General features: G+C 45.4%; 31 protein-coding genes. 22 read left to right on the top strand and 9 right to left on the bottom strand.

Features of this window, described 5'->3' with window-relative positions; genetic code table 11:
• Window positions 1–40: 40 nt before the first annotated feature.
• The 4 genes from ndhC to glmM all read right to left on the bottom strand — a co-directional run bounded on the left by ndhC (window position 41) and on the right by glmM (window position 4,077).
• Window positions 41–640 carry an NADH-quinone oxidoreductase subunit A gene (ndhC, locus tag LU297_RS08310; protein WP_263076061.1) on the bottom strand — a complete coding sequence of 200 codons (600 nt, stop codon included), beginning with the start codon at window positions 638–640 and terminating at the stop codon, window positions 41–43.
• A gap of 185 nt (window positions 641–825) precedes the next feature.
• The gene (gene lolA / locus LU297_RS08305; RefSeq protein ID WP_263076059.1) at window positions 826–1,497 is read right to left on the bottom strand and encodes an outer membrane lipoprotein periplasmic chaperone LolA; all 672 of its coding nucleotides are present in this window, start codon (window positions 1,495–1,497) and stop codon (window positions 826–828) included.
• Window positions 1,498–1,741: 244 nt separating this feature from the next.
• Window positions 1,742–2,377: a pyridoxamine 5'-phosphate oxidase gene (gene pdxH, locus LU297_RS08300; RefSeq protein WP_263076058.1), complete on the bottom strand. Its 636-nt coding sequence runs from the start codon at window positions 2,375–2,377 to the stop codon at window positions 1,742–1,744.
• 341 nt (window positions 2,378–2,718) lie between these two features.
• Entirely contained in the window at window positions 2,719–4,077 is a 1,359-nt protein-coding gene (gene glmM, locus LU297_RS08295) for a phosphoglucosamine mutase (protein WP_263076057.1), read from the bottom strand.
• A gap of 209 nt (window positions 4,078–4,286) precedes the next feature.
• Here glmM and LU297_RS08290 point away from each other — a divergent pair, with 209 nt between their 5' ends.
• Both LU297_RS08290 and LU297_RS08285 read left to right on the top strand, forming a co-directional pair.
• Window positions 4,287–5,174: an alpha/beta hydrolase gene (locus LU297_RS08290; protein WP_263076056.1), complete on the top strand. Its 888-nt coding sequence runs from the start codon at window positions 4,287–4,289 to the stop codon at window positions 5,172–5,174.
• A complete protein-coding gene (locus tag LU297_RS08285; protein WP_263076055.1) occupies window positions 5,171–5,848 on the top strand; it encodes a CPBP family intramembrane glutamic endopeptidase in 678 nt (225 codons plus the stop codon). The genes LU297_RS08290 and LU297_RS08285 overlap by 4 nt, the downstream gene beginning before the upstream one ends.
• A gap of 19 nt (window positions 5,849–5,867) precedes the next feature.
• Here LU297_RS08285 and dusA read toward each other — a convergent pair whose 3' ends face one another.
• A complete protein-coding gene (gene dusA, locus LU297_RS08280; protein WP_263076054.1) occupies window positions 5,868–6,854 on the bottom strand; it encodes a tRNA dihydrouridine(20/20a) synthase DusA in 987 nt (328 codons plus the stop codon).
• 123 nt (window positions 6,855–6,977) lie between these two features.
• Between dusA and LU297_RS10085 the strand changes: the two genes are divergently transcribed.
• Complete coding sequence (locus LU297_RS10085; protein ID WP_349773717.1) at window positions 6,978–7,502, top strand: hypothetical protein; 525 nt, start codon at window positions 6,978–6,980, stop codon at window positions 7,500–7,502.
• Window positions 7,468–8,085, top strand: coding sequence for a tyrosine-type recombinase/integrase (locus LU297_RS10080; RefSeq protein WP_349773716.1), 618 nt, complete (start codon window positions 7,468–7,470; stop codon window positions 8,083–8,085). Before LU297_RS10085 ends, LU297_RS10080 begins: the two co-directional genes overlap by 35 nt.
• Here the strand turns inward: LU297_RS10080 and LU297_RS08270 are convergent.
• Window positions 8,060–8,338, bottom strand: a complete 279-nt coding sequence (locus LU297_RS08270; protein ID WP_263076053.1) for a pyocin activator PrtN family protein — start codon at window positions 8,336–8,338, stop codon at window positions 8,060–8,062. The two genes, LU297_RS10080 and LU297_RS08270, sit on opposite strands and share 26 nt — an antisense overlap.
• 186 nt (window positions 8,339–8,524) lie before the next feature.
• On the opposite strand from LU297_RS08270, the gene LU297_RS08265 reads away from it, so the two are divergent.
• From LU297_RS08265 to LU297_RS08220, 10 genes are all read left to right on the top strand, one after another.
• On the top strand, window positions 8,525–9,592 hold the full coding sequence (locus LU297_RS08265) for a terminase TerL endonuclease subunit (protein ID WP_263076052.1): 1,068 nt from the start codon (window positions 8,525–8,527) through the stop codon (window positions 9,590–9,592).
• A 126-nt stretch (window positions 9,593–9,718) separates the two neighbouring features.
• Window positions 9,719–10,396, top strand: a complete 678-nt coding sequence (locus LU297_RS08260) for an NYN domain-containing protein (RefSeq protein ID WP_263076051.1) — start codon at window positions 9,719–9,721, stop codon at window positions 10,394–10,396.
• A 56-nt stretch (window positions 10,397–10,452) separates the two neighbouring features.
• Window positions 10,453–11,067 (top strand): HK97 family phage prohead protease, encoded by a 615-nt coding sequence (locus LU297_RS08255; protein WP_263076050.1) that lies wholly within the window; start codon window positions 10,453–10,455, stop codon window positions 11,065–11,067.
• Window positions 11,064–12,410, top strand: a complete 1,347-nt coding sequence (locus LU297_RS08250) for a phage major capsid protein (protein ID WP_263076049.1) — start codon at window positions 11,064–11,066, stop codon at window positions 12,408–12,410. The genes LU297_RS08255 and LU297_RS08250 overlap by 4 nt, the downstream gene beginning before the upstream one ends.
• A gap of 98 nt (window positions 12,411–12,508) precedes the next feature.
• The gene (locus LU297_RS08245; protein WP_263076048.1) at window positions 12,509–12,685 is read left to right on the top strand and encodes a hypothetical protein; all 177 of its coding nucleotides are present in this window, start codon (window positions 12,509–12,511) and stop codon (window positions 12,683–12,685) included.
• Window positions 12,686–12,697: 12 nt separating this feature from the next.
• A complete protein-coding gene (locus LU297_RS08240) occupies window positions 12,698–14,005 on the top strand; it encodes a phage portal protein (RefSeq protein WP_263076047.1) in 1,308 nt (435 codons plus the stop codon).
• On the top strand, window positions 14,002–14,289 hold the full coding sequence (locus LU297_RS08235; RefSeq protein ID WP_263076046.1) for a head-tail connector protein: 288 nt from the start codon (window positions 14,002–14,004) through the stop codon (window positions 14,287–14,289). The genes LU297_RS08240 and LU297_RS08235 overlap by 4 nt, the downstream gene beginning before the upstream one ends.
• A 16-nt stretch (window positions 14,290–14,305) precedes the next feature.
• A complete protein-coding gene (locus tag LU297_RS08230; protein WP_263076045.1) occupies window positions 14,306–14,641 on the top strand; it encodes a phage head closure protein in 336 nt (111 codons plus the stop codon).
• Entirely contained in the window at window positions 14,631–15,056 is a 426-nt protein-coding gene (locus tag LU297_RS08225; protein ID WP_263076044.1) for an HK97-gp10 family putative phage morphogenesis protein, read from the top strand. Before LU297_RS08230 ends, LU297_RS08225 begins: the two co-directional genes overlap by 11 nt.
• A 173-nt stretch (window positions 15,057–15,229) precedes the next feature.
• On the top strand, window positions 15,230–15,667 hold the full coding sequence (locus tag LU297_RS08220; RefSeq protein ID WP_349773715.1) for a PH domain-containing protein: 438 nt from the start codon (window positions 15,230–15,232) through the stop codon (window positions 15,665–15,667).
• Between the two features lie 118 nt (window positions 15,668–15,785).
• On the opposite strand, the gene LU297_RS08215 is transcribed toward LU297_RS08220, so the two are convergent.
• Together LU297_RS08215 and LU297_RS08210 are read right to left on the bottom strand one after the other, a co-directional pair.
• A complete protein-coding gene (locus LU297_RS08215) occupies window positions 15,786–16,091 on the bottom strand; it encodes a helix-turn-helix domain-containing protein (RefSeq protein WP_263076043.1) in 306 nt (101 codons plus the stop codon).
• Window positions 16,088–16,432, bottom strand: coding sequence for a type II toxin-antitoxin system RelE/ParE family toxin (locus LU297_RS08210; RefSeq protein WP_263076042.1), 345 nt, complete (start codon window positions 16,430–16,432; stop codon window positions 16,088–16,090). The genes LU297_RS08215 and LU297_RS08210 overlap by 4 nt, the downstream gene beginning before the upstream one ends.
• An 81-nt stretch (window positions 16,433–16,513) precedes the next feature.
• Between LU297_RS08210 and gp17 the strand changes: the two genes are divergently transcribed.
• The 8 genes from gp17 to LU297_RS08170 all read left to right on the top strand — a co-directional run bounded on the left by gp17 (window position 16,514) and on the right by LU297_RS08170 (window position 24,003).
• A complete protein-coding gene (gene gp17, locus LU297_RS08205; protein WP_263076041.1) occupies window positions 16,514–16,864 on the top strand; it encodes a DUF3168 domain-containing protein in 351 nt (116 codons plus the stop codon).
• 122 nt (window positions 16,865–16,986) lie between these two features.
• Window positions 16,987–17,421 (top strand): hypothetical protein, encoded by a 435-nt coding sequence (locus LU297_RS08200; protein WP_263076040.1) that lies wholly within the window; start codon window positions 16,987–16,989, stop codon window positions 17,419–17,421.
• A gap of 62 nt (window positions 17,422–17,483) precedes the next feature.
• Window positions 17,484–17,807: a phage tail assembly chaperone family protein, TAC gene (locus tag LU297_RS08195; protein ID WP_263076039.1), complete on the top strand. Its 324-nt coding sequence runs from the start codon at window positions 17,484–17,486 to the stop codon at window positions 17,805–17,807.
• Between the two features lie 23 nt (window positions 17,808–17,830).
• Complete coding sequence (locus tag LU297_RS08190) at window positions 17,831–18,157, top strand: phage tail assembly protein T (RefSeq protein ID WP_263076038.1); 327 nt, start codon at window positions 17,831–17,833, stop codon at window positions 18,155–18,157.
• 39 nt (window positions 18,158–18,196) lie between these two features.
• Complete coding sequence (locus LU297_RS08185; protein ID WP_263076037.1) at window positions 18,197–18,982, top strand: hypothetical protein; 786 nt, start codon at window positions 18,197–18,199, stop codon at window positions 18,980–18,982.
• Window positions 18,983–19,037: 55 nt separating this feature from the next.
• Complete coding sequence (locus LU297_RS08180; RefSeq protein WP_263076036.1) at window positions 19,038–23,021, top strand: phage tail tape measure protein; 3,984 nt, start codon at window positions 19,038–19,040, stop codon at window positions 23,019–23,021.
• On the top strand, window positions 23,018–23,497 hold the full coding sequence (locus LU297_RS08175) for a hypothetical protein (protein ID WP_263076035.1): 480 nt from the start codon (window positions 23,018–23,020) through the stop codon (window positions 23,495–23,497). The genes LU297_RS08180 and LU297_RS08175 overlap by 4 nt, the downstream gene beginning before the upstream one ends.
• Window positions 23,497–24,003 carry a DUF1833 domain-containing protein gene (locus tag LU297_RS08170; RefSeq protein ID WP_263076033.1) on the top strand — a complete coding sequence of 169 codons (507 nt, stop codon included), beginning with the start codon at window positions 23,497–23,499 and terminating at the stop codon, window positions 24,001–24,003. Before LU297_RS08175 ends, LU297_RS08170 begins: the two co-directional genes overlap by 1 nt.
• On the opposite strand, the gene LU297_RS08165 is transcribed toward LU297_RS08170, so the two are convergent.
• On the bottom strand, window positions 23,986–24,192 hold the full coding sequence (locus LU297_RS08165) for a hypothetical protein (RefSeq protein WP_263076032.1): 207 nt from the start codon (window positions 24,190–24,192) through the stop codon (window positions 23,986–23,988). The genes LU297_RS08170 and LU297_RS08165 overlap by 18 nt on opposite strands.
• Window positions 24,193–24,259: the final 67 nt, after the last annotated feature.

Raw genomic sequence — 24,259 nt, 5'->3', positions numbered from 1 at the left:
AAAAATGAAAAAACGCCACAGGCAAGCTGCAACGCTTTTTTTAGGTTTTTTGGTTAAAATCTTGGGTGGTAACACGACCTGTGCTATTGATGTGGTCAATATTTGCCATGTGTGCTTTGTTTTTTTCAATGTCATTAGAGACATTGATGCGACCTGATGATTGAGCGGGAACCTTGCCTGTGGGGTCAGAATGAAGTTCATCAATACCATTAAAGGCGGTAATGCTGGCTAAATCAAATCCCTCTGGTTTGGTGTAAATGCGTGGTTTTTTCTTGCGTTTATCAGCAGGTGCCCAATTCATCGCTCCCAATCTCATCTCATAGACCAGACCGACAAACAAGATGGCAATAAAGGTGGCAGCGGCAGCAAATCCAACCCAGCTCACCTCACGAACACTGACCGAATACGCATATAAGAATAAGGCTTCTAAATCAAAAATAACAAAAAAAATCGCCACCAGATAAAACTTGGCAGACAATCTAATGCGTGCCGAACCTGCGGATACGACACCAGCCTCAAAAGTTTCCTGCTTTTGAGAACCTGACGAACGCCCGCCTAATAAGCGTGGCACAACCAACATAAATACCACAAGCCCTGCGGCGGCTAGCAAAAATGCAATCGCTGACCAATTGGCTAACATAATCACCTCTTGTGATTGTTATCTTTTATAAAACCCTACTATTATAACACAATTTACAAAAACACAGCACTCGGTAAGATATTTTTTACAAATTATTTTTGAACGCATCAGTTTACAAAAAAACACCTCACAAAAAAATCCCATCAAATCATGATGGGATTTTGGTTATCAAGCCACAGTTTGTCTTATTGGTTGATGATGTCTACGCCCGCAGGTGGCTTAAAGTCAAATTGACTGGCGGCAATGCGTTTATTCATCGTGATATTGCTAAAACGAATCACTGTTTCTTGACCGATGTTGTCATTTAGCACCATCATCACAGGGCGACCGCCATTGAAACTTAGCGTCAAGCTCTTAAAATTTGCATTGGCTGATTTTGGCGTCAGGACATAGTAATTTTTGGCAGCATTAGGCTGACTGATATTAAAGTTTTGGCTGATTTGAGCAGGATTACCAGACAGTAGCAAGGCTGGGGTATCGCCCACTTGGTTGCTGACTGACTGCTTGGTCACTTGTTGCAAATCTTTGTCATAGACCCATAGCGTACTACCATTGGCAACAATCAACTGCTCGGCTGGCTGTTTGGTTTCCCAGCGAAATTGATTTTGGCGTTGCACACTCATCACACCAGAAAAATTGGTGGTCTTTTTGCCAGCTTTGGTTGTTTGGCTAAAACTTGCTGACATGGATTTGGTGTTGGTCAATAGTCGATTTAGGTTTTTGGCAGCGTCATCTTGACTGGCGGCAGTCATCGATTGAGCAGCGACTGCCATCAAAGATGGTGTACTGATTGCTGCCACAGCAGTGATGGCGGTAATAGCATTGAACGCCAATGCACGGATTGTTGTATTTTTCATAATTTCTCCACGATGATTGCATCATTAAAAAAGCGGATAATGAAAGTAATGCTTGGTCAAATTTTCAATATCTGCGTGGGATATGAGCGTATTGTGCCAGTTTTTTATGTTGCAATCCATAGGATAAATGCAAATCATCACACAGATTTGTTGCTAAATCTAGGTCTTGGCGATTTTTTGGGTAATATTTGCCAAAATTGTAACAAATAATGACAAAACAGACAACAACACCGCCATCAAGACATCAAGGTAGCAATCGACTAATCTGCCAGCCGTGATTGTCAGCCTGATACACGATGCGGTCATGCATTCGCCCCGCCCGCCCTTGCCAAAACTCCGCCTTATCGATGATTAGTTCATACCCACCCCAAAACTCTGGATAAGGCACACTCTGACCAAACTGCTTGGCAAGCTCATCATAGCGTTGCTCCATCACGGCACGATTGGCAATCACGCCACTTTGGGGCTGACTGACCCACGCACCAAGCTGACTTTCAATGGGGCGTTTGGCAAAATAATCAGCAGATTTTTGAGCGTCAATCTTGACAATGCGACCGCTTAGTCGTACTTGTCGCTCCAATCCTTGCCAAAAAAACAATGCTTCGCCATAAGGATTTTCATCAATCGCCTGTCCTTTGGCACTGTCATAATTGGTATAAAACACCACGCCCTGAGCGGTCAATTCACGCATCAAGACAATACGAACACTTGGACGATTATCCGCCCCACAGGTAGCAAGACTCATTGTGTACGGCTCTGGTAACTGCTGTACCATCGCTTCATCAAACCAAGTACGAAATAGGTCAAATGGCGTGGCTGGTAAGCCCTCATCAGGCAAAACATGCTTTTCATAAGAAAGTCGTGCGTCTGTCAAATCCATCTTACACCTCTGATTGTCAATGTCATCAAAAAAAATCATTGCTGGCTAATTATACATCAAAATCAAGCAAAATATGATGAATTTTTAGCAATGGATTAAAAAAGCACAGTGTCAGCAAACATGACCAATGATGGCAATCAAACCGCTTTTCTTACTGTTTATCAGCTCATCTTGGGGTAGATAAGATGGGCGAATTATCCAGCAAAATCAATCCAATGCCATCATGATGACCAAACCATTTGCCAGCAATGATTCCTCGCTCAATGATGTACTTAGCACAAAAAAATCCAGCGTTGCCTTAGCATTCATCTGGATTTTTTGTCGGGTCGGACTAACTGGACTTAGCCCAATACTCGCTCAATATGAGAGGCAAGTTCGCTGGCGATACGCTTGGCAGTATCGGCATCTTGATGCTCAATCATCACACGAATGACAGGCTCTGTACCTGATTTGCGAATCAGCAATCTACCCTGACCAGACAACTCTTGTTCAGCTTTATCAAACAAGGCAGTCAGCTCATCATTGGCATAAGGGTCGCTCATCTGACCAAGACGCACATTGATGAGCGTCTGTGGAAATGGTGTATAGCCTGCGGTCAGCTCGCTAAGTTTTTTGCCAGTTTCTGCCATGCAAGACAATACCTGTAATGCCGCCACAATTGCATCGCCTGTGCGACTCTTATCTAGGCACAAAATATGCCCTGACGGTTCACCACCAATCGTCCAGCCATGTGCTTCAAGGTCTTGCATCACATAGCGGTCGCCCACTTTGGCACGATGAAAACCAATGCCCTGCTCTGCCAATGCCAGCTCCAATGCCACATTACTCATCAAAGTCCCTACCACGCCAGCAGGTCGTAGATGTTTGGCAAGCACATACAAAATACCATCGCCATCGACAATATTGCCATACTCATCGCACATGATGATGCGGTCGCCATCGCCATCTAGGGCAAGACCCACCGTTGCACCATGTTCTTTGACGGCAGCTTGTAAGACTTCTGGGTGTGTTGAGCCACAGTTATCATTGATGTTGATGCCATCTGGGGTATTGTGAATGGCAATGACTTCTGCACCCAGCTCTCTTAGCACTCGTGGAGCAACGCTATATCCTGCACCGTTGGCACAATCAACCACGATTTTTAGGTCGGATAAATCATAATGGTATGGGAAACTGCCTTTGCAATATTCAATGTAACGACCTTTGGCATCGGCAACACGATGATTTTTACCAATAGAATCAGCCTTAATGCCTTGCAATCGGGACAGTCTGGCATCGGTATCGCCCACCAATGCATCTAGCTCAACATTGATGGCGTCTTGTAGCTCATCGGAGATTTTTTTGCCTTCGTGTGAGAAAAACTTCACGCCATTATCCTGATAAGGATTATGCGATGCTGAGATAACCACGCCCATGTCCGCATGAAAGCTCTTAACCAAATGAGCAATCGCAGGTGTTGGCAATGGTCCAAGCATATACACATCAACACCAGCAGCATTAAACCCTGCTTGCAATGCCGCCTCAATCACATAGCCTGATAGACGAGTGTCCTTACCAATCAAGACGCTTGGGCGTTTTTTGTGAGTGTTGTTTGCCACCAAAACACGCCCTGCACCAAAACCAAGACGCAATAAAAAATCAGGAGTAATAGGAAAAGTGCCAAACTGCCCACGAATGCCATCAGTACCAAAATAACTCATAAAAATTTTCCTTATAAATCAACGACTAAACAGTCAAATTCATCACCAAATTATAGCACAATCCTTTGTTGTTATTGTGTTACCAAGCGTAAAACTTCGTACAAATTTCGCACATTATTTGAATAAAACCGATGCAAGCATCTGACAATACCGCTGGTAAAAATCACCAAAATTGGTTATGCTAAAACACTACTTAATAGGTGCTTATTATGAATCATTACCAAGTTTTTGCCAAGTTGCCAAAATCCGCCATGACAGGCAAACCTGTGCTGCATTTTGCTCATGCCAATGGCTTTGTCAATGAATGTTATCAGCCAATCTTAGATACGCTTGCTCATCATTTTACCATCGAGACACTCTCTTATCTGGGTACGCACCCCAATTATCCTGTGGATAATCATTGGCAAAGTTTGACTCGTCAGGTTGCAGATGGCATTTTGGACGCTTGCGATAAACATCAAGTACCAACAGTGGTTGTGGTTGGTCATTCGGTTGGTGCGGTAACTTCTTTGCAGTCTTTGATTGCCAATCCCAAGCCCATTAGTCAGGCAGTGCTACTCGACCCTTCAATCTTAACCGATAAAAACAGCTTGATTTATGAGCTTGCCAAGTGGCTGGACAAACCAATGGCTCGCTGGCTGGATAAACCACACCATCTGATTGATAAACTTTCGCCTGCCAAAAAATCCAAATACCGCAAAGAGCATTTTGCCAGCAAAGAGATTGCTTATCAAGCCCTTAAATCAAAACCATTATTCGCCAAATTTGATGAACGATGTTTTGCCAATTATATTAAATACGGTTTGACAACACAAGCAGACGGCACGGCAACTTTAACCATACCAAAAATGACAGAAGTGGCCATTTTTCGCACCATTCCATCATTATACTGGCTAAAATCCATTCGTCCCGCTCGCCCTGTGCAGATGATTGTTGGTGCAGACAGTCATTTTAGTCAGATGGGTTCATATCGCACACTGACCAAAGATGGGCTACATATTCAAACTGTGGCAGGTTCACATCTGTTTCCCTTAGAATATCCTGATGCCTGTGCCACACAGATTTTACAAGCCATCGCCAGTCAGATAACACCATGACGACATCATCAATGCGTGCCAAATACTATGTTGCACTCATCATGCTACCCATATTCATGTTGTTTGTGCAGAGTATTTGGGCAATCGGATTACAACATCTTACCCAAGGCTTATTTAGTGGTGGCGTACTGCTGTGCCTAACGCTGATGGGTACGGCAGGTAGTCTGCTGGCACTCACTTTGTTCTGGCTTAATCAAACAGGTCGTAACACCAAACAATATTTGGCATTACAAAAATTTTCGCCAAAACTTTTGATGGTATTTTTGGCACTACTGCTGATGGTTGGGGTCATTAGCCAGATGATTGGGCAGTATTTTTCTTTGACATCGCACGATTTTATATTGCCATTTTTATTTAATACGCCAAGCTGGCTTTTATGGCTGGCGGTTGGCGTGGCTGTACCCATTTATGAGGAGCTGATTTTTCGTGGATTGTTATGGCAAATCGGCGAACGCCTGTTGGGATATCGCCCTTGGTTGATGATACTCTTCAACGGCTTTTTGTTTGCCATCATTCATCTGCAATACCAGCCCATCGAAATGGGGTTGGTGCTGATGTTATCATGGGTATTTGGTGCAGCTCGCCATTATGCCAATTCACTCATTTTGCCCATCATTTTGCACGCCATCAATAACACTTGGGTGCTGGCATGGGTGCTGTGGACATATACTTAATCAGACAATACAAAAAGCATCAGCCTGCATTTTGAGCAAGTACCGCTCGCCCTGCTTGCTCAATTTGTGATAGGCTTAAAGATTTTTGCCCACTTAATGCCTGTCGCCATTTGCGAGAGCCTGCCAAACCTTGAAATAGCCCCAAATAGTGCCTCATCACAAGTGTCAATGGCACGCCCGTTTTTTCAAAATTTTCTAATAAAATCAAAAGTTTATCAAAAATTTCTTGATGGGTGGGTGCTTGCCTACCCCAAAGTTCATTGCATTGCCCCAACAGCATTGGATTGTGATAAAACTCTCGCCCAATCATCACGCCGTCTACGAAATTTAGGTGCGTTTTGATTTCATCAAGGGTTTTAATGCCACCATTGATTTCTATAAAAAGCTCTGGAAATTCTTGTTTTAAACGATAAACATCATCATAACGCAGGGGCGGAATTTCACGGTTTTCTTTGGGCGATAAGCCGTTTAAAATCGCAATCCTAGCGTGAACAATAAAATGCGTACAACCAGTCTCTGCCACCGTCCCCACAAAATCACGCATAAATTCATAACTGTCAAAATTATCAATGCCAATCCTGTGCTTGACGGTAACAGGCAAATCGCAATTATCTTTCATCGCCTTGACACAGTCCGCCACAAGGGAAGCTTCTGCCATCAAGCACGCCCCAATTTTATTAAACTGGACACGGTCGGAGGGGCAACCGACATTTAGGTTAATTTCAGTATAACCGTAGTCTTGCCCAAGTTTGGCACATTGAGCAAGCTCGGTAGGATTACTTCCGCCAAGTTGTAGCACAAGAGGCGGTTCATTATCAAAAAAACGCAAATGATGAGCGGTATCTCCCTTTAAAATCGCCCCCGTGCTAATCATCTCGGTATAAAGATAAATGTTAGGATTAAACAGCCGTGCAAAGGTACGATAATGACTGCTTGTCCAGTCAATCATCGGAGCAACCGATATTCTTTTAGTATTTGATTTTAAATGATTTTGTAGGGAAAGCATTGATATATAAGCCTTTTATAAGGTTTCGATTTTAAATTACTTTGGATGATTTTAGCGGGTTTTTGATTATTTTTGTAGTTTTTACGGAAAATTTGCGTAAAATTATCATCAAAGGTCATCAAAATGGGTAGCATTCGCACACGCAAAAATAAAGACGGTATCAGTCGTTATTATGCCGAAATTCGTATCGGTAAGCAAGGTTTTCCGCCCTACCGAGAATCTGCCAATTTTGGCACAAAAAAACTCGCTCAGGCGTGGATAGCCAAGCGAGAACAAGAATTAAAAGACAATCCAAAACTCTTGTTTGGGGCAAAAGGCATCAGCGATGATTTGACGGTTAGCGATGCAATTGACCGTTATATTAGCGAGCTTGGGGCAGGCTTTGGGCGCTCAAAAATGCACGCCCTAAGGCTTTTGCAAAAATTTCCCATTAGCAAGTTGCCTTTGACCGCCATTAGTCCCCTTGACATCACCGACCACGCCAATCTGCGTAAAACTGGCGTAAAGTCGCTTGCCCTTGACCCCACCACCCCTGCCACGCTTGGGGCGGAATTTACTTACCTTTTTGGCGTGCTAGACCACGCAGAAATTATGTGGGGGGGTGGAATTGGATATGAACGCCCTAAAACGAGCTTTAAAACAGCTTAAAAAGACTCGCAATGTCGCACCAAGCAATAAACGAGACCGCTTGCCAACGAGTGATGAGTTGATTAAATTAACTGCCCATTTTGATCAAAAATGGCAAAATGGCGGTGTGGCAATGCACCTGATTATGTGGTTTGCCTTATTGTCGGGCAGACGGCAAGCCGAAATTACCCGCCTAGAACTGGCGGACGATTTGGGCGATGTGTTTGTGGTGCGAGATGTCAAAAACCCCAAAGGAAGTGCTGGCAACCATCAAAAATTTACAGTATTGCCAGAAGCAAGGCAAATCATTGAGCTTTTAAAACAGCATACCGCCAATGACACTTATTTGGTGGCAGAAAGCCATAAGATAATAAGTAAATTATTCACAGAAGCCTGTCATTTACTTGGCATTGATGATTTGCATTTTCACGACTTACGGCACGAAGCCTGTACACGACTTGCCGAAACTGGAATGACAATCCCCCAAATCCAGTCGGTCAGTCTGCACAGAAGTTGGGGGAGTTTACAAAAGTATGTGTCGGTACATAAGCGGGCAAACACGCCCACTTTTGATGAGGTTATGCGTGAAGTTTTGAATGGTTAGACTTGACCGCATTCTTTGCTTTGTCAAGGGCGGTCGCCAAGTCGGACAAATGGACAAAATACGGCGATTTTTGGCTATCGGCAAGGCGAAAGCAAGGAAAAGCAAAGCCTTGTTCGCTTGCCGTGCGGTTCATCGCAGTATGACTTAAATGCGGATAATAAATTTGGCATACTTCACGAAGTTCTACCACCAATTTCCCAAACTGCAAAAATAGATAGTCTTGGGTGGAGATTTTGGGGGTAAGTGGTTTCATTTATTCGCTCCAATATAATAAATCGCCATGATTAAATGAATCGCAAACAGAGCTATGGCGTTGCCCATCAAGAAGTAACTAATCCACCCATTTGTTGCTTGCCAACCCCATATACCACAAGTAAAGCAAATAATAAAACCGATATACAAAGTCAAAAAATTGGGAACTTTCATTCATGAGGGCTTTGTGATTTGGCTAACCACCATGTCAGATGAGCCACCCGCAGGGGTGTTTAAAGAAAAACTGGACTACGCCCGAGCGGTGCGAGATGGCAAGATTGACGACCCAAGATTTTTGCCTGTACTGTTCGAGTTTCCCCAAAGCTACATCGAGTCTGGCGAGTATATCAAGCCTGAAAATTGGTACATTACCAACCCCAATCTTGGGGCGAGCGTTGGCGTTGATGAGCTTGCCGATATTTTGCGAAAAGCAAAAGAATCGCACGACAAAAACACGCTACAAACCGCCCTAGCCAAGCATCTCAACATTCCCATTGGCATTAGCCTACGAGCAAATCGCTGGGCAGGAGCAGAGTTTTGGGAAAAGGCAGGACGAGCGTTTACGCTTGATGAGCTGATTGAAAAAAGTGAGGTCATCACAATGGGCGGAGATGGTGGCGGTCTTGATGACCTTTTGGGCTGTGCTGTCGTGGGGCGATTGCCTACGCCAAAATACATCTACACAGATGACAATAATATCCGCCACGAGGTTAAGCAATGGTGGGTCTGGGTCAAAGCGTGGTGCCACCCGATTGCCTTAGAGCGACGCAAACAAGACGAGCCTCGTTATCGTGATTTTGAAAAAGATGGCGACCTTGTCATCGTGGAAAATGTGGGCGATGATGTGGCGGAGTTTGCCGATATTGCCAAGCGTATCTATGACAGCGGTAAACTTGACCGCATTGGACTTGACCCTGCTGGGGCGGACGATATTGTCATCGCCCTTGAAAGCATTGGCATTCCCAAAGAAGGTAAAATCACAGGTGTGTCGCAAGGCTACCGCCTTGGCGGATACCAAAAAGTGTGCGAACGCAAAATCGCAAGCGGTGACCTAACCCACGCAAGCCAGCCGTTAATGGCGTGGTGCGTGGGCAATGCAAGGGTCAAGCTGTCAGGTTCTGGCGTGATGATGAGCAAATCAGAAAGTGGCAATGGCAAGATTGACCCCGTCATTGCAATGCTAAACGCTGTTGCCTTGATGAGCCAAAACCCCGCTCCGCCAAAGTCGGCTGATGATCTGGGGATTTATTTTTGATATTGGCTTGACAAAAGGTGTTGTTGTAAATATAATTACACACATCTAGCCCCTAGCAGTACGCCTTTGATGTACATATTCAAAGAGCCGATCCTTTGGGCTTTTTTGTTAATTAAAGGAAATTGTATGACAACTGCTGTTTTTATTGATGGAGCATTTTTTGTCAAACGCTTACGCCATTATTTGCCAGAGACCGACCATTATAATGCCAAAAAGATGGCAGATGTCGCAATGGGTATGGCATTAGAACATCTAAAACTACGCAATCAAAGCACACAAACAGACGATTTGTACCGTGTTTTCTTTTATGATTGCCCTCCTCTTGAAAAGAAAATGCACCGCCCCAAGACTCGTACAGCCCTGGATTTATCAAAATCAGACGAAGCGGTGTTTCGCAGAGAACTGCATAAAGAGCTGATTCAAAAGCGTAAATTTGCTCTGAGATTGGGTAGATTATCTGATTATAGCAATGGCTGGCGACTAAAACCCCGTGTACTATCCGAACTCCTAAAAGACAAGAAAGCATGGGGTGATTTAACGGATGATGATTTTACCATTGACATTATGCAAAAAGGCGTAGATATGCGGATTGGTGTGGATATTGCGACTGTTGCCCTAAAAATGCAAGCCAATCGCATTGTACTGATTGCAGGTGATGCCGATTTTGTCCCTGCCGCCAAACTGGCACGGCGTGAAGGTGTGGACTTTATCCTAGATGCGATGCACCAGCCGATTTCTGATGATTTGTTTGAGCATATTGATGGACTGCGGACAACTTACCATACCAAACGAAAGCAAAAATAACCAAAAAGACCAAAAACCAACCGCCTACATAGGGCGGTTTTTTATTGGAAAAAATTATGACCAAAGCCTACTCAACCCTACAAATCAAATCCGTAACCGACACGGACGATGAACGCCTTATTACAGGCATTGCCACCACACCCAGTACCGATAGGGACGATGACATTTTAGAGCCGTTGGGGGCAAAATTTGCCCTACCCATTCCGCTACTGTGGCAGCACAATCATAATCAACCGATTGGCGAAGTGATTTCGGCAACGGTAACAGACAAAGGTATTGAGATTGTCGCCAAGATTGCCAAAATCGCTGATGATGGTAAATTAAAAGACCGTATCGATGAGGCGTGGCAATCTATCAAAAGCGGGCTTGTCAAATGCCTATCCGTTGGCTTTAAAATCAAAGAATACAATTATTTGGAAAGCTCGTGGGGCTTACACATCAAGGAATGGGAATGGTATGAGCTGTCGGTCGTAACCGTCCCAGCTAATGCCGATGCGGTTATTACTAGCGTCAAGCAAATCAAAGACGCATTTAATCTGCCGCTGCAACCAACCCCAAATCCACCGATTAACCCAATCCAGCCACCACCCACCCAAACTCAAAAAAGCAACCAGTCAGATGGCTCGGTTGCTTTAATTTTACCTAATAAAAGCGGAGTATCGTTATTATGACTTATGCACAACAACTGGCTCAAATCAAAGCCACCATTGAAGCCAAACGCAAAGAAATGGGCGAGATTTTGACAAAAGCTGTCAAAAGCGGTCGCACACCCAATGATGATGAAGAGACCCAAATTAAGGCGTTAGAAGACGACATCGCACGCCTTGAAAAAAATGCTGAACGCTTACAAAAGCTCATTAAATCAGTAGAAACCGCCCCAAATCCTACCGAAATTGGTGGCGAAAACCCAGAACAAGCCAAAGCAAGTGCCGAAGGCGAAACTATCCCCAAAGAGACCAAAAGCGTGCAAGTAGAATCCAACCTGCCCAAAGGCACAGGATTTGCCCTACTGGTCAAAGCCTCTGCCATTGCCACCAAATCCAAAGGCGGCATTACCACCCGTGAAGTGCTGCAAGGCTGGAACGCCCCAGAAAACGTCATCAATGCTGCGACACAAAAGGCGGTGGCTGGTACGACCACCGATGCCAATTTTGGCAAAGAACTCATTGATTATACCAATTTGACAGGCGAATTTATTGACCTTGTGCGTCAAAAAACCGTGGTGGATAAAATCGCCGCTCAAATGCGACAAGTGCCATTTAATGTGAAAATCCCCATGCAGACCGCCAGTGGCTCGGTTGGCTGGGTGGGCGAAGGCAAAATGAAGCCAGTTGGCAACCCACAATTTGGCTCAATGACGCTAGGACACGCCAAAATCGCAGGCATTGTACTGCTGTCTGATGAGCTGATTCGTTTTAGTAATCCAAAAGCTGACCAGATGGTGCGTGATGACTTGGTGGCAACTGTTGCCCAGTTCATTGATGAGCAATTTTTTGACCCTGACAAGGCAGAAGCCGCAGAATCACCAGCATCGGTGCTAAACGGTGTGGTGGCTATCAACGCCACAGGGGCGACCGCTGACAAGATTGATGCGGATACCAATGCACTTATCAAGGAGCTGGTGGACGCTGGCATTAGCCTAGAAGGGGCGGTATGGGGCATGAGCGAAACTCGTGCGATGCAAATTAGCGGTATGCGTGATGCACTTGGTCGCACCTATTTTGAAGGCATGAGCTTGACGGGCAATCGTTCATTTAAGGGCTTGCCTGTGCATACTTCTGGCAGCTTAGGCGATAAAATCGTACTGATTGTCCCAAGCCAAATCCTGCTTGCCGACGATGGCGGTGTGGATTTCTCGGTGTCGAACGAAGCAACCATCAACTTAGGTGATGAACGCACGCCAAATCTGGTCAATCTGTTCCAAAACAACCTAACGGCAATCCGTGCCGAACGCTTTATCCGCTGGAAAAAACGCCATGCCAAGGCGGTCGGCTTCATCAAATACACAGACTAAGTCCTAAACCAAACTTAAAAAACAGTCCAAAAATGGGCTGTTTTTGTTGTGGATAAAGAGCTTATTCACAACAAAAATAGCTAATTAAGGGGTTAAAAATGCAAATCAAATACCTAAAAGACGCACCGCTTGGAGCGATGGGCGAAATTCATGAAGTGCCAGATGACCAAGCAAAGGTGTTGATTACGCTTGGCATTGCCGAAGCGGTGGCGGACAAAAAGCCTAAGCCGTCCAAAGCAAAAACTAACAAAACGGCAGAATTGGAATTAAGCTGATGGCAGGTTTGCATGAAACTGTTTGATTTATTCAAGAAAAAATCGCTGACCCCAATTTCAAATGGCGGTAATGGTTGGCTACCCATTGTGGGCGAACCTTATATGGGGGCGTGGCAAAAAAATGACGAACTCAAACGCACGGATTTGACACATTTTCACGCTGTTTTTGCCTGTGTGAGCTTGATTAGCACCGACATTGGCAAGCTCCGCATTCGCACAAAGTCGGTACAAGATGGCGTGCTTTTGCCTGCCAAATCTCGTAGCCAAGCAATCCTGCACCGTCCGAACAAGCACCAAACTTGGCAACAGTTTATTGAAAATTGGGTAAGCAGTAAATTACTGCGTGGCAATGCGTATATCTTGAAACAACGAGACATTTTCAGCGATGTCTATCAGCTATGGGTGCTAAATCCTGACCGTGTTAAGGTGCTTGTGTCCAACGATGGCGAAGTTTTTTATCAGATTAGCACGGATAAACTTTTTGGACTGACCGAAACCACCGTGCCAGCGAGCGAAATCATTCACGACCGCTTTAACTGTTTTTACCACCCACTTGTGGGTCTTTCGCCATTGACGGCGTGTCATTTGAGCGTGGGGCTTGGACTGTCAATCCAAAACCAATCTCGCACGCTGTTTGGTAACAATTCTCGCCCATCTGGGATTTTATCCGTCCCCACCGACATCAGTCAAAGCAAAGCCGATGAAGTCAAAGCAAATTGGCAAGCTAATTATAGCGGTGTCAATCGTGGTGGCATTGCCGTGCTTGGCTCTGGGGCAAAATATGAGCCGATTGCCATGAGTGCGTCAGACACCCAAGCCATCGAACAGCTAAAAATGAGTAGTGAAACGGTCTGCTCGGTGTTTCATGTGCCAGCGTTTAAAGTCGGTATGGGTGAGGCAAAGGCAGGTCAAAAAGTTTCCGATTTGAACGAGATTTATTATTCGGACTGTTTGCAACACTACATCGAGGCGATTGAGAACCTGCTTGATGAGCATCTTGACCTTGAAGAAGGCGTGGAATGTGAGGCGGATTTATCCCCCCTTATCCGTATGGATAGCACCAGCCAAATTATGTACTTAAAAGAAGGCACACTAAGCGGTATTTTTAGCCCCAATGAAGCCCGTGCCATGCTTGGACTACCGCCTGTGGTCGGTGGCGAGTCTCCGCTGATGCAGCAGCAAAATTATAGCCTATCAGCGTTGGCAAAACGAGATAACAGCGACAATCCTTTTGGCAATGCACCAAAAACTGAACCACAAAAGACGGTCAAGCCACGCCTTAGAATACGAGCAGTTTTGGATAAAGGGGATAAAAAATGACAGAGTTTGCCACGCTTGATGAAGTCAAACACCATCTGCGTTATGACGATGACAGTAACGACACAATCTTGGCAATTTATCTGCAAACTGCTGAAAATGCCGTTAAAAACTACATCACAGACGAGATTAACGATGAGATGTTACCAAGCCTAAAAACCGCCACCTTACTCATGGTAGGCTATCTTGATGACAATAGAAACAGCGAGAATGGGGCAGAATTTGGCAACTTTTTACCCGCCCCCGTTCGTCAATTACTAAGCCCTTATCGCACCCCCACTTTTTAGAAACTAAGAGACAGTCATGAAAGCCACGCCACTTCGCCACCGCCTAAAACTCTACCAGCCCGTTACCAAACGCACCGCCACAGGAGCGGTACAAACAGGGCATTGGCTACATATTTTGACGCTTTGGGGGCAGTTTACGCCCTTATCGGTCAAAGATATTATTGCAGGACAAACCCAAGACAGCCAAATCACGGCACGGGCAAAAATCCGTTATCGTAATGATATTGATGGCACAATGCGAGTGCAATATGGTGGGCGAATGTATGAAATCGTGGGCGAGCCGATGGCGGATAATGGGAGTGGCAAGGAATATTTGACCTTAATGTTAAAGGCAGTCAGCAATGAAAATTGAAGGACTTAGCGAGCTGAACGCCAAACTACACCGCTTACGAGACGAAATCGGCAACAAAGACGCAGGCGGTGTGCTGTATTCGTCCTTGATGTTCGCCAGTACACCGATGTGGCAACAGGCTAAGAACAACGCCCCTTTTTTAACGGGTGTAATCAAAACCAATATCAAGCGTCGCAGACTAACAAAGGGCGACTCTGCCAATATTGACGGTGCGGCAATCGCCATCTATGTTGCAATTCAAGGCAGCCGCAAAAGCCGCCAAAATGCTTATTATTACATCTTTCATGAAGAGTATGGAGCAAGGGGGCGACCGCCAATCCCCTTTATTCGCCCTGCTTTTGATGGCAATGTAAGTAATGCCGAAAGCCGCTTTGCCCAGAAATTGGGGGAGCGGATTGATAAAATTATGGGCTAATCATTGCTATTTTGTTGCTGATTGTGTATGATGATGGTTACTTTTTTTGTAGGAGTATTTAAAATGCCATCACTAGAAGAAGTTGAGAAAGCCTTAGAGAACAAAGATTTGGGTATTAATTTTTAGGCAAAAAAGAAATTAAAGAATTACCAAATATCCTTTGGGAAAACGAATTGCCCGAAATGGCAATACAAGGGCTTTACAAAAACGGTAATGGAATTCTAGTTTGTACCAATTCTCGTCTAATTTTTGTTCATAAAGGCTTGATTAGCTTAAAAGTGGAGGATTTTCCACTTAAAAGCATTTCATCTATCCAATACGAAACTGGGATACTGCTTGGTAAATTGACAATTTTTGCATCGGGCAACCGTGCAGAGATTGGCAATGTGGACAAAAATTTTGTGCGTATTTTTGCCGAATATGTACGCTCCAAAATTTCAGGTGACGCCAAACAAGAAAAACCGAGCGAGACACCGCAAGAAACAAGGCAAGCCTCGGCAAAAGATGATGAAATTATTGTGCAGTTGGAATGCTTGGCAATACTAAAAGAAAAAGGTATTTTGACCGATGATGAATTTGTTGCTCAAAAAGCACGAATTTTGGGGCTATAAGGCTAATCAACTGACCCTTGACAAAATAGGATAGTTCTCGCTATCATTTTCCCATAATCCAAAACTATGTAACCGCTTATCTGACGATGGGCGGTTTTTTATTTCCCAATCAAAAAACTCAGCTCAACTGTACCGCCTGCCCGCTTGGCAGCTCTACCGACAGATGCAGCTTGCCACCTAGGGCATTGACATATTTGGTCAGCGTGTCAAGTTGGATGACATTGTCGCTGTTTTCTAGCTGCGAGATGGCAGATTGTGAGACACCGATTTTATCCGCCAGCTCTTTTTGAGACAGGTTGGCGTCTTTACGAAGCTCGGCTAGGCGAATAGCAATCAAGGCGTTTTTGGTACGCTCTTCGATACGGGCACGGCGAGCAGGGTCAAGGCTTGCCATCATCTCACGGTGTGTGGTGTACTTTTTCATAGGTCATTCTCCTGTAAATAGTCAGCATAGATGGACTCGGCAAGCGGTATCATCTTTTTATAAAAACGCTTATCGCCTGTCTTATCGCCACCGCACAGCATGACGGCTTGACGGATGGGGTCAAAGACATAAAAAGCACGGTATGGCTTGCCATCATGCTGAATGCGTAGCTCTTTTAGATTACTAAGCTGGCTACCTTTGATGGTGTCGGCATTAGGTCTGCCTAAGTGCGGACCTAATTGCTCTAGCAAGTCAATGCCATGATAGACACTGTCTTGCTCGTCGTCATCAAGGCTTTGTAGCCAACTACTAAAATTGGGGCTATAGATAACATTCCACATGGGCGATCTCGTTGTTTTTTATTTATTATAAGTTTTAGGTTATATTTTGTCAATCAGCCTTTAAGATGGGAGCATTAAGTCATGACCGCCAGTGAACGCATTTACAGCCTTTTATCTGATTTGGTGGGTGGGCGGTGCTATCCGCTCTTTGTCCCCGAAACTGAAAAATCGCCCCCACCCTATCTTGTGTACAGTATCATCTCAAACCTGCCAGACAATACCCTAGATGGCATCACAGGTCATGAGTGGGTGCGTGTACAGATTGATGTTTATACCAAAAATTATGATGATACCATCAGCTTATCTGCTGATGTGGTCAAACGATTGGATAGTATTACTCCGTCCATCTATGGCGGAACGACTTACCACCACGATGATGGGCTGTGGCGTGGGCTGATTGAATATGAATTTTGGCAGACTTTGCCAGCTTAATTTTTTTACTACTAACCAACTGACAGGAGGATAATATGTCAGCAATCTACAATAGTAGAAATTTAAAGACAGTCGTTAGACTTATCCACCATTTTATCACAACCAACTGACAGGAGCAAAAAATGTCAGCAGAAAATACCAAAGACAGCTTTTATCAGCTGTGGGTGTCTGAAACGGGCGAATCAGGCACTTTTAAAAAAGTGAACCGTCTAACCAAGGCAGCACCGCCCAACGAAGCCAAAGTGCTAGACGACATCACCGCCACCGATGACCGCCGTACAGTCAAAGCGGCCGTAGATTTTAAAGAAGAGTCCGAGATTGAGTTTGAATATGTACTACTGCCTGATGACGAGACACATCAGCTGTTACAGACAGGCTTTGATACTGGTAAAGAGCTGTATTTTCAGTATAAATTCGTGGAAGCACCCGCAGAGAGTCGTGAGTTTAAAGGCATGATTGCTGAGCTAACCACCGACGGCGAAGACACCAAAAAGAAACTTCGCAAAAAAGGCAAAATCACCATCACAGGCGATGTCAAAAAAGAATTGACCGTCTAAATCAACTTACTACCCAAGCCCATCCTATTGATGGGCTTTTGTTTTAAAAAAAAGGAAAAATTATGACCGCATTAACCAAACAAGACCTGCTTGCCATCATCGGTGGCGAAAAACCAACCAACACCACCATTGATGGCTTTGGTGAAGTTTTGATTAAAAAACTGACCGTCAAAGAACAATCAGAGCTTGCCAAGCTACAAGATGATGGTGTGAATGCCACTTTGCACATGGTCGCATTTTCGCTGTGTGATGAAGATGGCAAACGCCTATTTAGCGATAAAGAAGTGAGCGAGCTTGGCAAAATGAGTGCCGATCAGCTTGCCAAACTAGCGAGTGCCATCAGTGAGGCGAACGGCTTTAATGTGGAAGATGCCAAAAAAAACTAATTGCCGATGCTGACCGCCGTTTTTTGTTTAAACTTGCCGCCCATCTGGGTAAGACGGTGGGCGAGCTTGAACGAGTGCTTACGGTGGAGGAGCTGACCGAATGGCAAGCGTATGATGCCATTGACCCGATTGGCGGTTATCGCACCGATGCCAATTTTGCCATGCTTGCCTACCTGCAAGCTGGCGATAAAGATAAATCAATTGATGATTTTATCTTGTTTGACCCAAATCCAATGACCAATGAAGAGCGTGAGCGTATTCAAGCCGAAAAAGCCAAAGCTGAAGCAAAAGCTGAAGTAGCGGCGATGATCGCGATGTTCAACTCAAAATCATTGCGACACAACGATTGATTGGATACAATAGGGCTACCTTAAAAAAGGAGTCCTATTGTGAAACGACAAGTTATTTTTGCATTACTGGCATCATTGACAGCGTCAGCCTATGCCGGCAGCACCGTTACCGCCATCACGACCGATATAGATGACAGTATCAATAGTTTGATTTCATCATTAAAATCGCCATATGGTAATGGACCATCTCGCACTGACTGGTCCAAGCCATTATTAGATTTAAACTATCAGTTTGATGCATATAATGATCATTTGGTATTGTACACAAATTGGAAAAAGACAGCCGAATTTCCCAAACCTGCCCAAAGTGGCACATTTGATAGCACGATCTATAAATACAGCCAAGACGGTGTCAGCATTAACAGCACCAAAGACCGTATCGAAATCAAAGCGAACGATTTTGACAAGATTCTTGAACATTTAAACGGCAAAAATCCTGAAATCCCTTTGCTAAATCAAAGTGGCTATATGTATCCAAATCTTAAAATGGATCCTTATTCTTATAGTGTCAGCTTTAATCTTGAGAGTATGGAATTTTATGGCCCATTTAATTACACGCCACCGCTAAAAGCAGGTGAAAAGCTATCTGAAATGAGTGTCAATACTGGTACCGTGATTGCTTATCGTGTCGCTAATGGCGAATTAAAGCCAATTGTACATGATTTGACTGTTTATGATTATGATGAACTCAAAACCGCCGAACATTTTTTCATTTATGCCAAAGCTGGCAAAGGTGCTATGAAGCTGTCGACCGCCGCCATCGAAATCAATAAACCACAAGGCAGATTGACGGTGTATCGCAACTACCCCTTCCCTGCCAAATAACCCACCCCAAACACAAGCCCTTGCAATCGCAGGGGCTTTTTTATGAGCTGTCAGAATGTCAACCGTATCAAAATTACAAATTGTGCTTGAAGCGACCACGACGGCATTTGATCGTGGCTTGCGAAAAGCTCAAGATGGACTCAATGCCTTTGCCAAGCAAACGGACAAAATCCACGCCAAAATGGAGAGTTTTCAAAAACGCCATCAAGGTGCATTTGATGCCATGCAAGCCATCGGTGCAGCGTCTGCTGTCGGTTTGGTGGCAATCGGTGCAGGTATTAAGGCGACCACCGATGAAGCAATGAAATTTGAATCAGCAATGGCTGAGGTCAAAAAAGTGGTTAATTTTGAGTCACCAGACGGCATCAAACAGATGCGTGCTGAGCTCGAAGAGTTATCCACTCGAGTGCCTATTGCCTTTGATGGACTTGCCAAAATCGCTGCTGCAGCTGGTCAGTCAGGCATTGCCGCTAACGAAATCGTCAAATTCACCGAAGCTGCTGCAAAAATGGGCACGGCATTTGACATTACTGCCGAAGAAGCGGGGCAGGCAATGGCAGAAATGCGTACTGCTTTTAAAATGTCGCAGGCAGAAGTTGAAACACTGGCGGACAAAATTAACTATCTTGGCAACAACTCACCCAACGCTGCCGCCAAAATCATGGAAGTGGTACAGCGTATCGGTCCGCTTGGTGAGATTGCCGGCGTATCAGCTGACCAAATCGCAGCAATGGCGGCAAGCTTGACATCAGTTGAGCCAGATGTGGCAGCCACTGGTCTAAAAAACATGATGCTGCAATTGGTCAAGGGCGAAAGTCTGTCAAAATCTGCCAAAGCCGCATTTGACGACCTTGGCTTGTCTTATACCGAGATTGCCAAAGGTATGCAGACAGACAGCATTGGCACGATTAACAAAGTCTTTGAAGCCATCAAAAAGCTACCCGAAGAAGCACAAGCCGCTACAATTAACGATATCTTTGGCAGTGAGTCTATCGCTGTCATCTCACAGCTGATTAACGGCACTGATACACTCGGTAAGCATTTGCAGGCGATGGGCGATGCGTCAAAATACGCAGGCTCAATGAGCCAAGAAGCGGCAAATATCAACGATACATCTGCTGCCAAAATGGAGATGTTTAAGAACGCTACGCAAAACGCCAAAGCCGCCATCGGCGATGCGTTTTTGCCTGCACTTGGTGCATTGGCAGAAGCATTATTGCCAGTCATCAATGGCATCAAGCAATTCGCCCAAGAAAATCCGACGATGGTCACTGCCATCACAGGCATTGTCGGTGGTGTGCTTGTGCTTGGCACGGCACTGGGTGCAATTGGCTTGGCTGTGCCGCTTGTCACAACGGCACTCGGTGGTTTGACTGCCATTGCAGGACTTGTGGGCACGGCCATCGGTGCGATTAGTTTGCCTGTTGTGGCGGTGGTTGCGGCGATTGCTGCCCTTGTTGTGGCAGGCGTTTGGCTGTATAACAACTGGGATATGGTCAAAGCCAAAGCGATAGAAGTGTGGAATGCCATTCCTGAGTATGCAAGCCAAGCATGGCAATGGATTCAAGGCGTGTGGAGTGGTATTGGTGAGTGGTTTGGCGGTATTTGGGAAAGTGTAAAGTCCGCTGTCAGTACCGCCATTGATGGCGTTAAGCAAGCATTCTTTGGTTGGCTTAGCGGTATGCCAGCACCCGTGCAAGAGATGGTGGCGAACATTGGCAGTATCTTTAGTGGTATTGCAACCATTGCAAGTACTGCATGGGCTGGCATCACCGCTGTTGCCAAGACGGCATTTAGTGCTGTGGTGGCGGTATGGCAAGGCTTGTCATCAGCGGTATCGTCAGCTTGGCAAGGCATTGTGTCAGTCGCAACAAGCGTCTGGAACAGCGTCAAATCTGCTGTAGCGTCTGCCATCAATGCCATTAAGCCAATTATCACAAGCGTTGCAAGCTTTTTTTCAAGTGCTTGGAATGGCTTGGTAAGTGTGGCTCAAAGTGTCTGGAACGGTGTAAAAGCAGCCGTATCAGCAGGTATCAATGGTGCCAAGGCAGTATTGACAGCCGGTGTGACAGGCTTTGCGATTATCTTTAATGCAGGCTTTAACGCCGTAAAAACCGTTGTATCGACTATATTTAACGCCATCAAGGCATTGGTGCGTGGCGATATTAACGGCGTCAAAACCGCTATCCAAAGCGGTCTGTCACAGCTTGGCGGTATCGCTCGCAACGCCATGGGTCAGATGGTCAGTGCCATCACTAGCATTGGCGGACGACTGCGTCAAGCGGGCACTGAAATCGTGCAAGGTTTGATTAACGGTATCAGCAGCAAAATCGAAGGTGCTGTGGCAAAAGTGCGTGAGATGGCAAGTCGCATGAAGAATGCCGTGACGAGCTTTTTCGACATCAACTCCCCTTCTCGAGTCATGAAACAGATTGGTGAATGGGTGTCGGAAGGTATGGCGATTGGCATCGCCTACAAAGCACCAATGGCAGCTGATGAAGCCAAAAAGATGGCCGAAAACACCAAAAAAGCTGTCGAATCTGAGATGGAGTCACTGTCACGCTCAATCTTTATTACTCAGCAAAAAATTGCGGGCAATCCCTTTGCCGAGCTGACCACTGATATCGCCTTTGGCAAGTATCAAGGTCAGGACACCGCTCAATTACTGGCACTCAAAGAAGAAGAGCAACGACTGGGTGGCATACTCAGCATGATCGACAACTTGCGTAAACTCAAGCAAGATATCGCCCTAGTCGGCAAGTCAAACATTGAGATTATGGAGTGGGAGTACGAAAACACGGATAAGTATCTTGCCATTACCCGTGAAGTGTTTGACACTTATAAGAACGCCAATATCGCCCTTGCCAATCGCCAATTTGTCGAAAATGATATTAAAAAGGTCATTAACGAGCGGTCAGCAATCGGCAAGAATGAGATTGACCTACTCAAGCACAAGCTCGCCACCGAAAAAGAGTATCTGCACATCACGCAAACACTCAAAGACGGCTTGGTGGAGCAAGCCCAGCTTAAGCTATTTGAAACCAAGCAAGCCGAAGCTCAGCTTGAGCTTGCCAAAAAGCTGTATATGCTTAAAAATGCAAGCGACCCACTTGCTGAGAAGAAATGGCAGTTATCACAGTCAGGCATGAGTCCAGAGCAACAGCAAGCCCTGCTAGATATCGAAAATCAAGGCATGATTGCTGATAAGTTTGGTAAGCTGCAAGAAGGACTTAAGGCAGGCAAAGCGTTCACTTTGCCAACATTTAGCGGTACAGGGTTGGAAGGTGCTGGTAATGCGTTGGCAAGTGGCATCTCGGGCATGGCAAGTCTTGATAAACAGTATCAAGAACAGCTAGACATTATCCGCCAAGCTCGTCAAGCTCAGCTAGACATCAATGCTGACTACGACAAACAGGAATACGACCTAAAAGCCGCCCATGAAGCCGCCAAGCGTGAGCTAACATTAAGCTCAGCAGAAGGCATCGCAAGTGGTCTGGCTGGTGCGACCAAGTCCATGTTTGGTGAGCAGTCCAAAGTCTATCGTGCGATGTTTGCCGTCGAAAAAGGTGTCGCAATCGCCCGCTCAATCATGGCAATCCAGCAAGCGATTGCCTTTGCCGCTGCCAACCCATTCCCGATGAACATTGGAGCAATGGCAAGTGTTGCAGCACAAACAGCCAGTATCATCAGCAATATTCGAGCGGTCAAAAATCCTGTTGTCGGTCAAGCCCATGACGGTATCATGTCCGTGCCAAAATCAGGCACTTGGAACTTAGAAAAAGGCGAACGAGTGCTACCTAAGCACACCGCCAAAGCCTTAGATGATAAATTGGCAAGTATGGGTAATGGCAAAGCTATCAATGTGATTATCCACAATCACACGGGCGAGAAAGTACAGCAGACCACCGACAGTAATGGCGACATTCGCATCATTGTCGGTCAAGAGCTGGCACGCCAACTGCCTCAGCAGGTCAATGACCCTTACAGTGGCTTTAACAAAGCACTAAAAAACAACTACAATTTGGAGCGTAAGCTATGAGTGATTTGCCTAAGTTCATGTTAAAGCCGCATCGCTCTGGCTATGGCTTTGCCCTAAGTACTGGCGTGGTCAGCACTCAAACACAGGCAGGAATGCCACGCCAAAGACGCTCACAGGTAGGCGTGGTACATCATCTGTCAGTAACCTATAAATGCACTCGGCCAATGTGGCAGTATATGCTCTCTTTTTTGCGTGCCAACGCTGGGCGTGCGTTTATGGCGTATCTGCTCTTAGATGACATTGACCACCACTGGTATGAGTGCCGTTACACAGATGAACAAATCAATGTCAGCACGCTGGGCAACCAGATTTTTACTGCCAAATTAACGCTTGTTGTCAAGCCACGCCCTGTCAATGTCGGTCAAGACGAACTCATCGCCCTGCTTTATTCGATGAAAAGAGAAGAACAAGATGCGTATTTTAATCAGCTTGAAAAGCTCGTGAATGCAGACTTGCCCAAAATTCGGAGAACTTAATGGCAACAGATGCAGAAAAATACTACTGGCTCGTTGGTCGGCATGATGATGTTCGCTTGGAGTGTATTGAGATTACGCACCCCAGCTTTAGCCGTGCGTATCGCTTTGTGCGAAATCATACCGATGGCGTGCGTGTAAGGCACGAAAACGGCACTTACTACAATTATGAGTATCTGCCCTTGACCATCAAGCCGTCATCATCAACGGATAGCTTGGAGCAGTCATTTACCATCGGCATTGGCGATGTAGGCGATGTCATGCCTTATGAGATTGACCGACTAAGAAATGGTAAACACGCCACCACACGCCCCACGGTCAATTATCGGGTGTATCTAAGCAGTGATTTATCCTCGCCCATCGTGTCTGCATTGGGGCTGGAAATCACCGACAACACCCCTCAAAGACAAGGAGCGGTATTTACTTGCAAAGCCAAAGAGGTCAATAAGACTTCTACGGGCATTAAATACACTTTGGCGGATTATCCGACTTTAAGGGGATTTTTGTGAGTTTGCCCAAAGCTGTACCGCTGCCATAATAATAGCAGAGCGTGAAAGCCCTGTCTGCTCGGACAAGCTGGCAAGCTCGTCAATAAACTCTACAGGAAATTTATAACTTGCCACCTTGACGCCACGCTTGGCATCAGAATCGGCTTGGATTTGAGCTTTGGTTTTGGGCGTTTTGACAATCTTAGGCATTTGACAAATCCTTACATTCTTGGTAAGATAATCACAAGTTTTAGGAGTGAAGCGGTGTGCTTGCCCA

The organism is Moraxella nasicaprae (assembly GCF_025643275.1).
GTDB lineage: Bacteria > Pseudomonadota > Gammaproteobacteria > Pseudomonadales > Moraxellaceae > Moraxella > Moraxella nasicaprae.
Note: the sequence above shows the minus strand (reverse complement) of the source record. Positions and strands in the feature narration are given on the sequence as shown.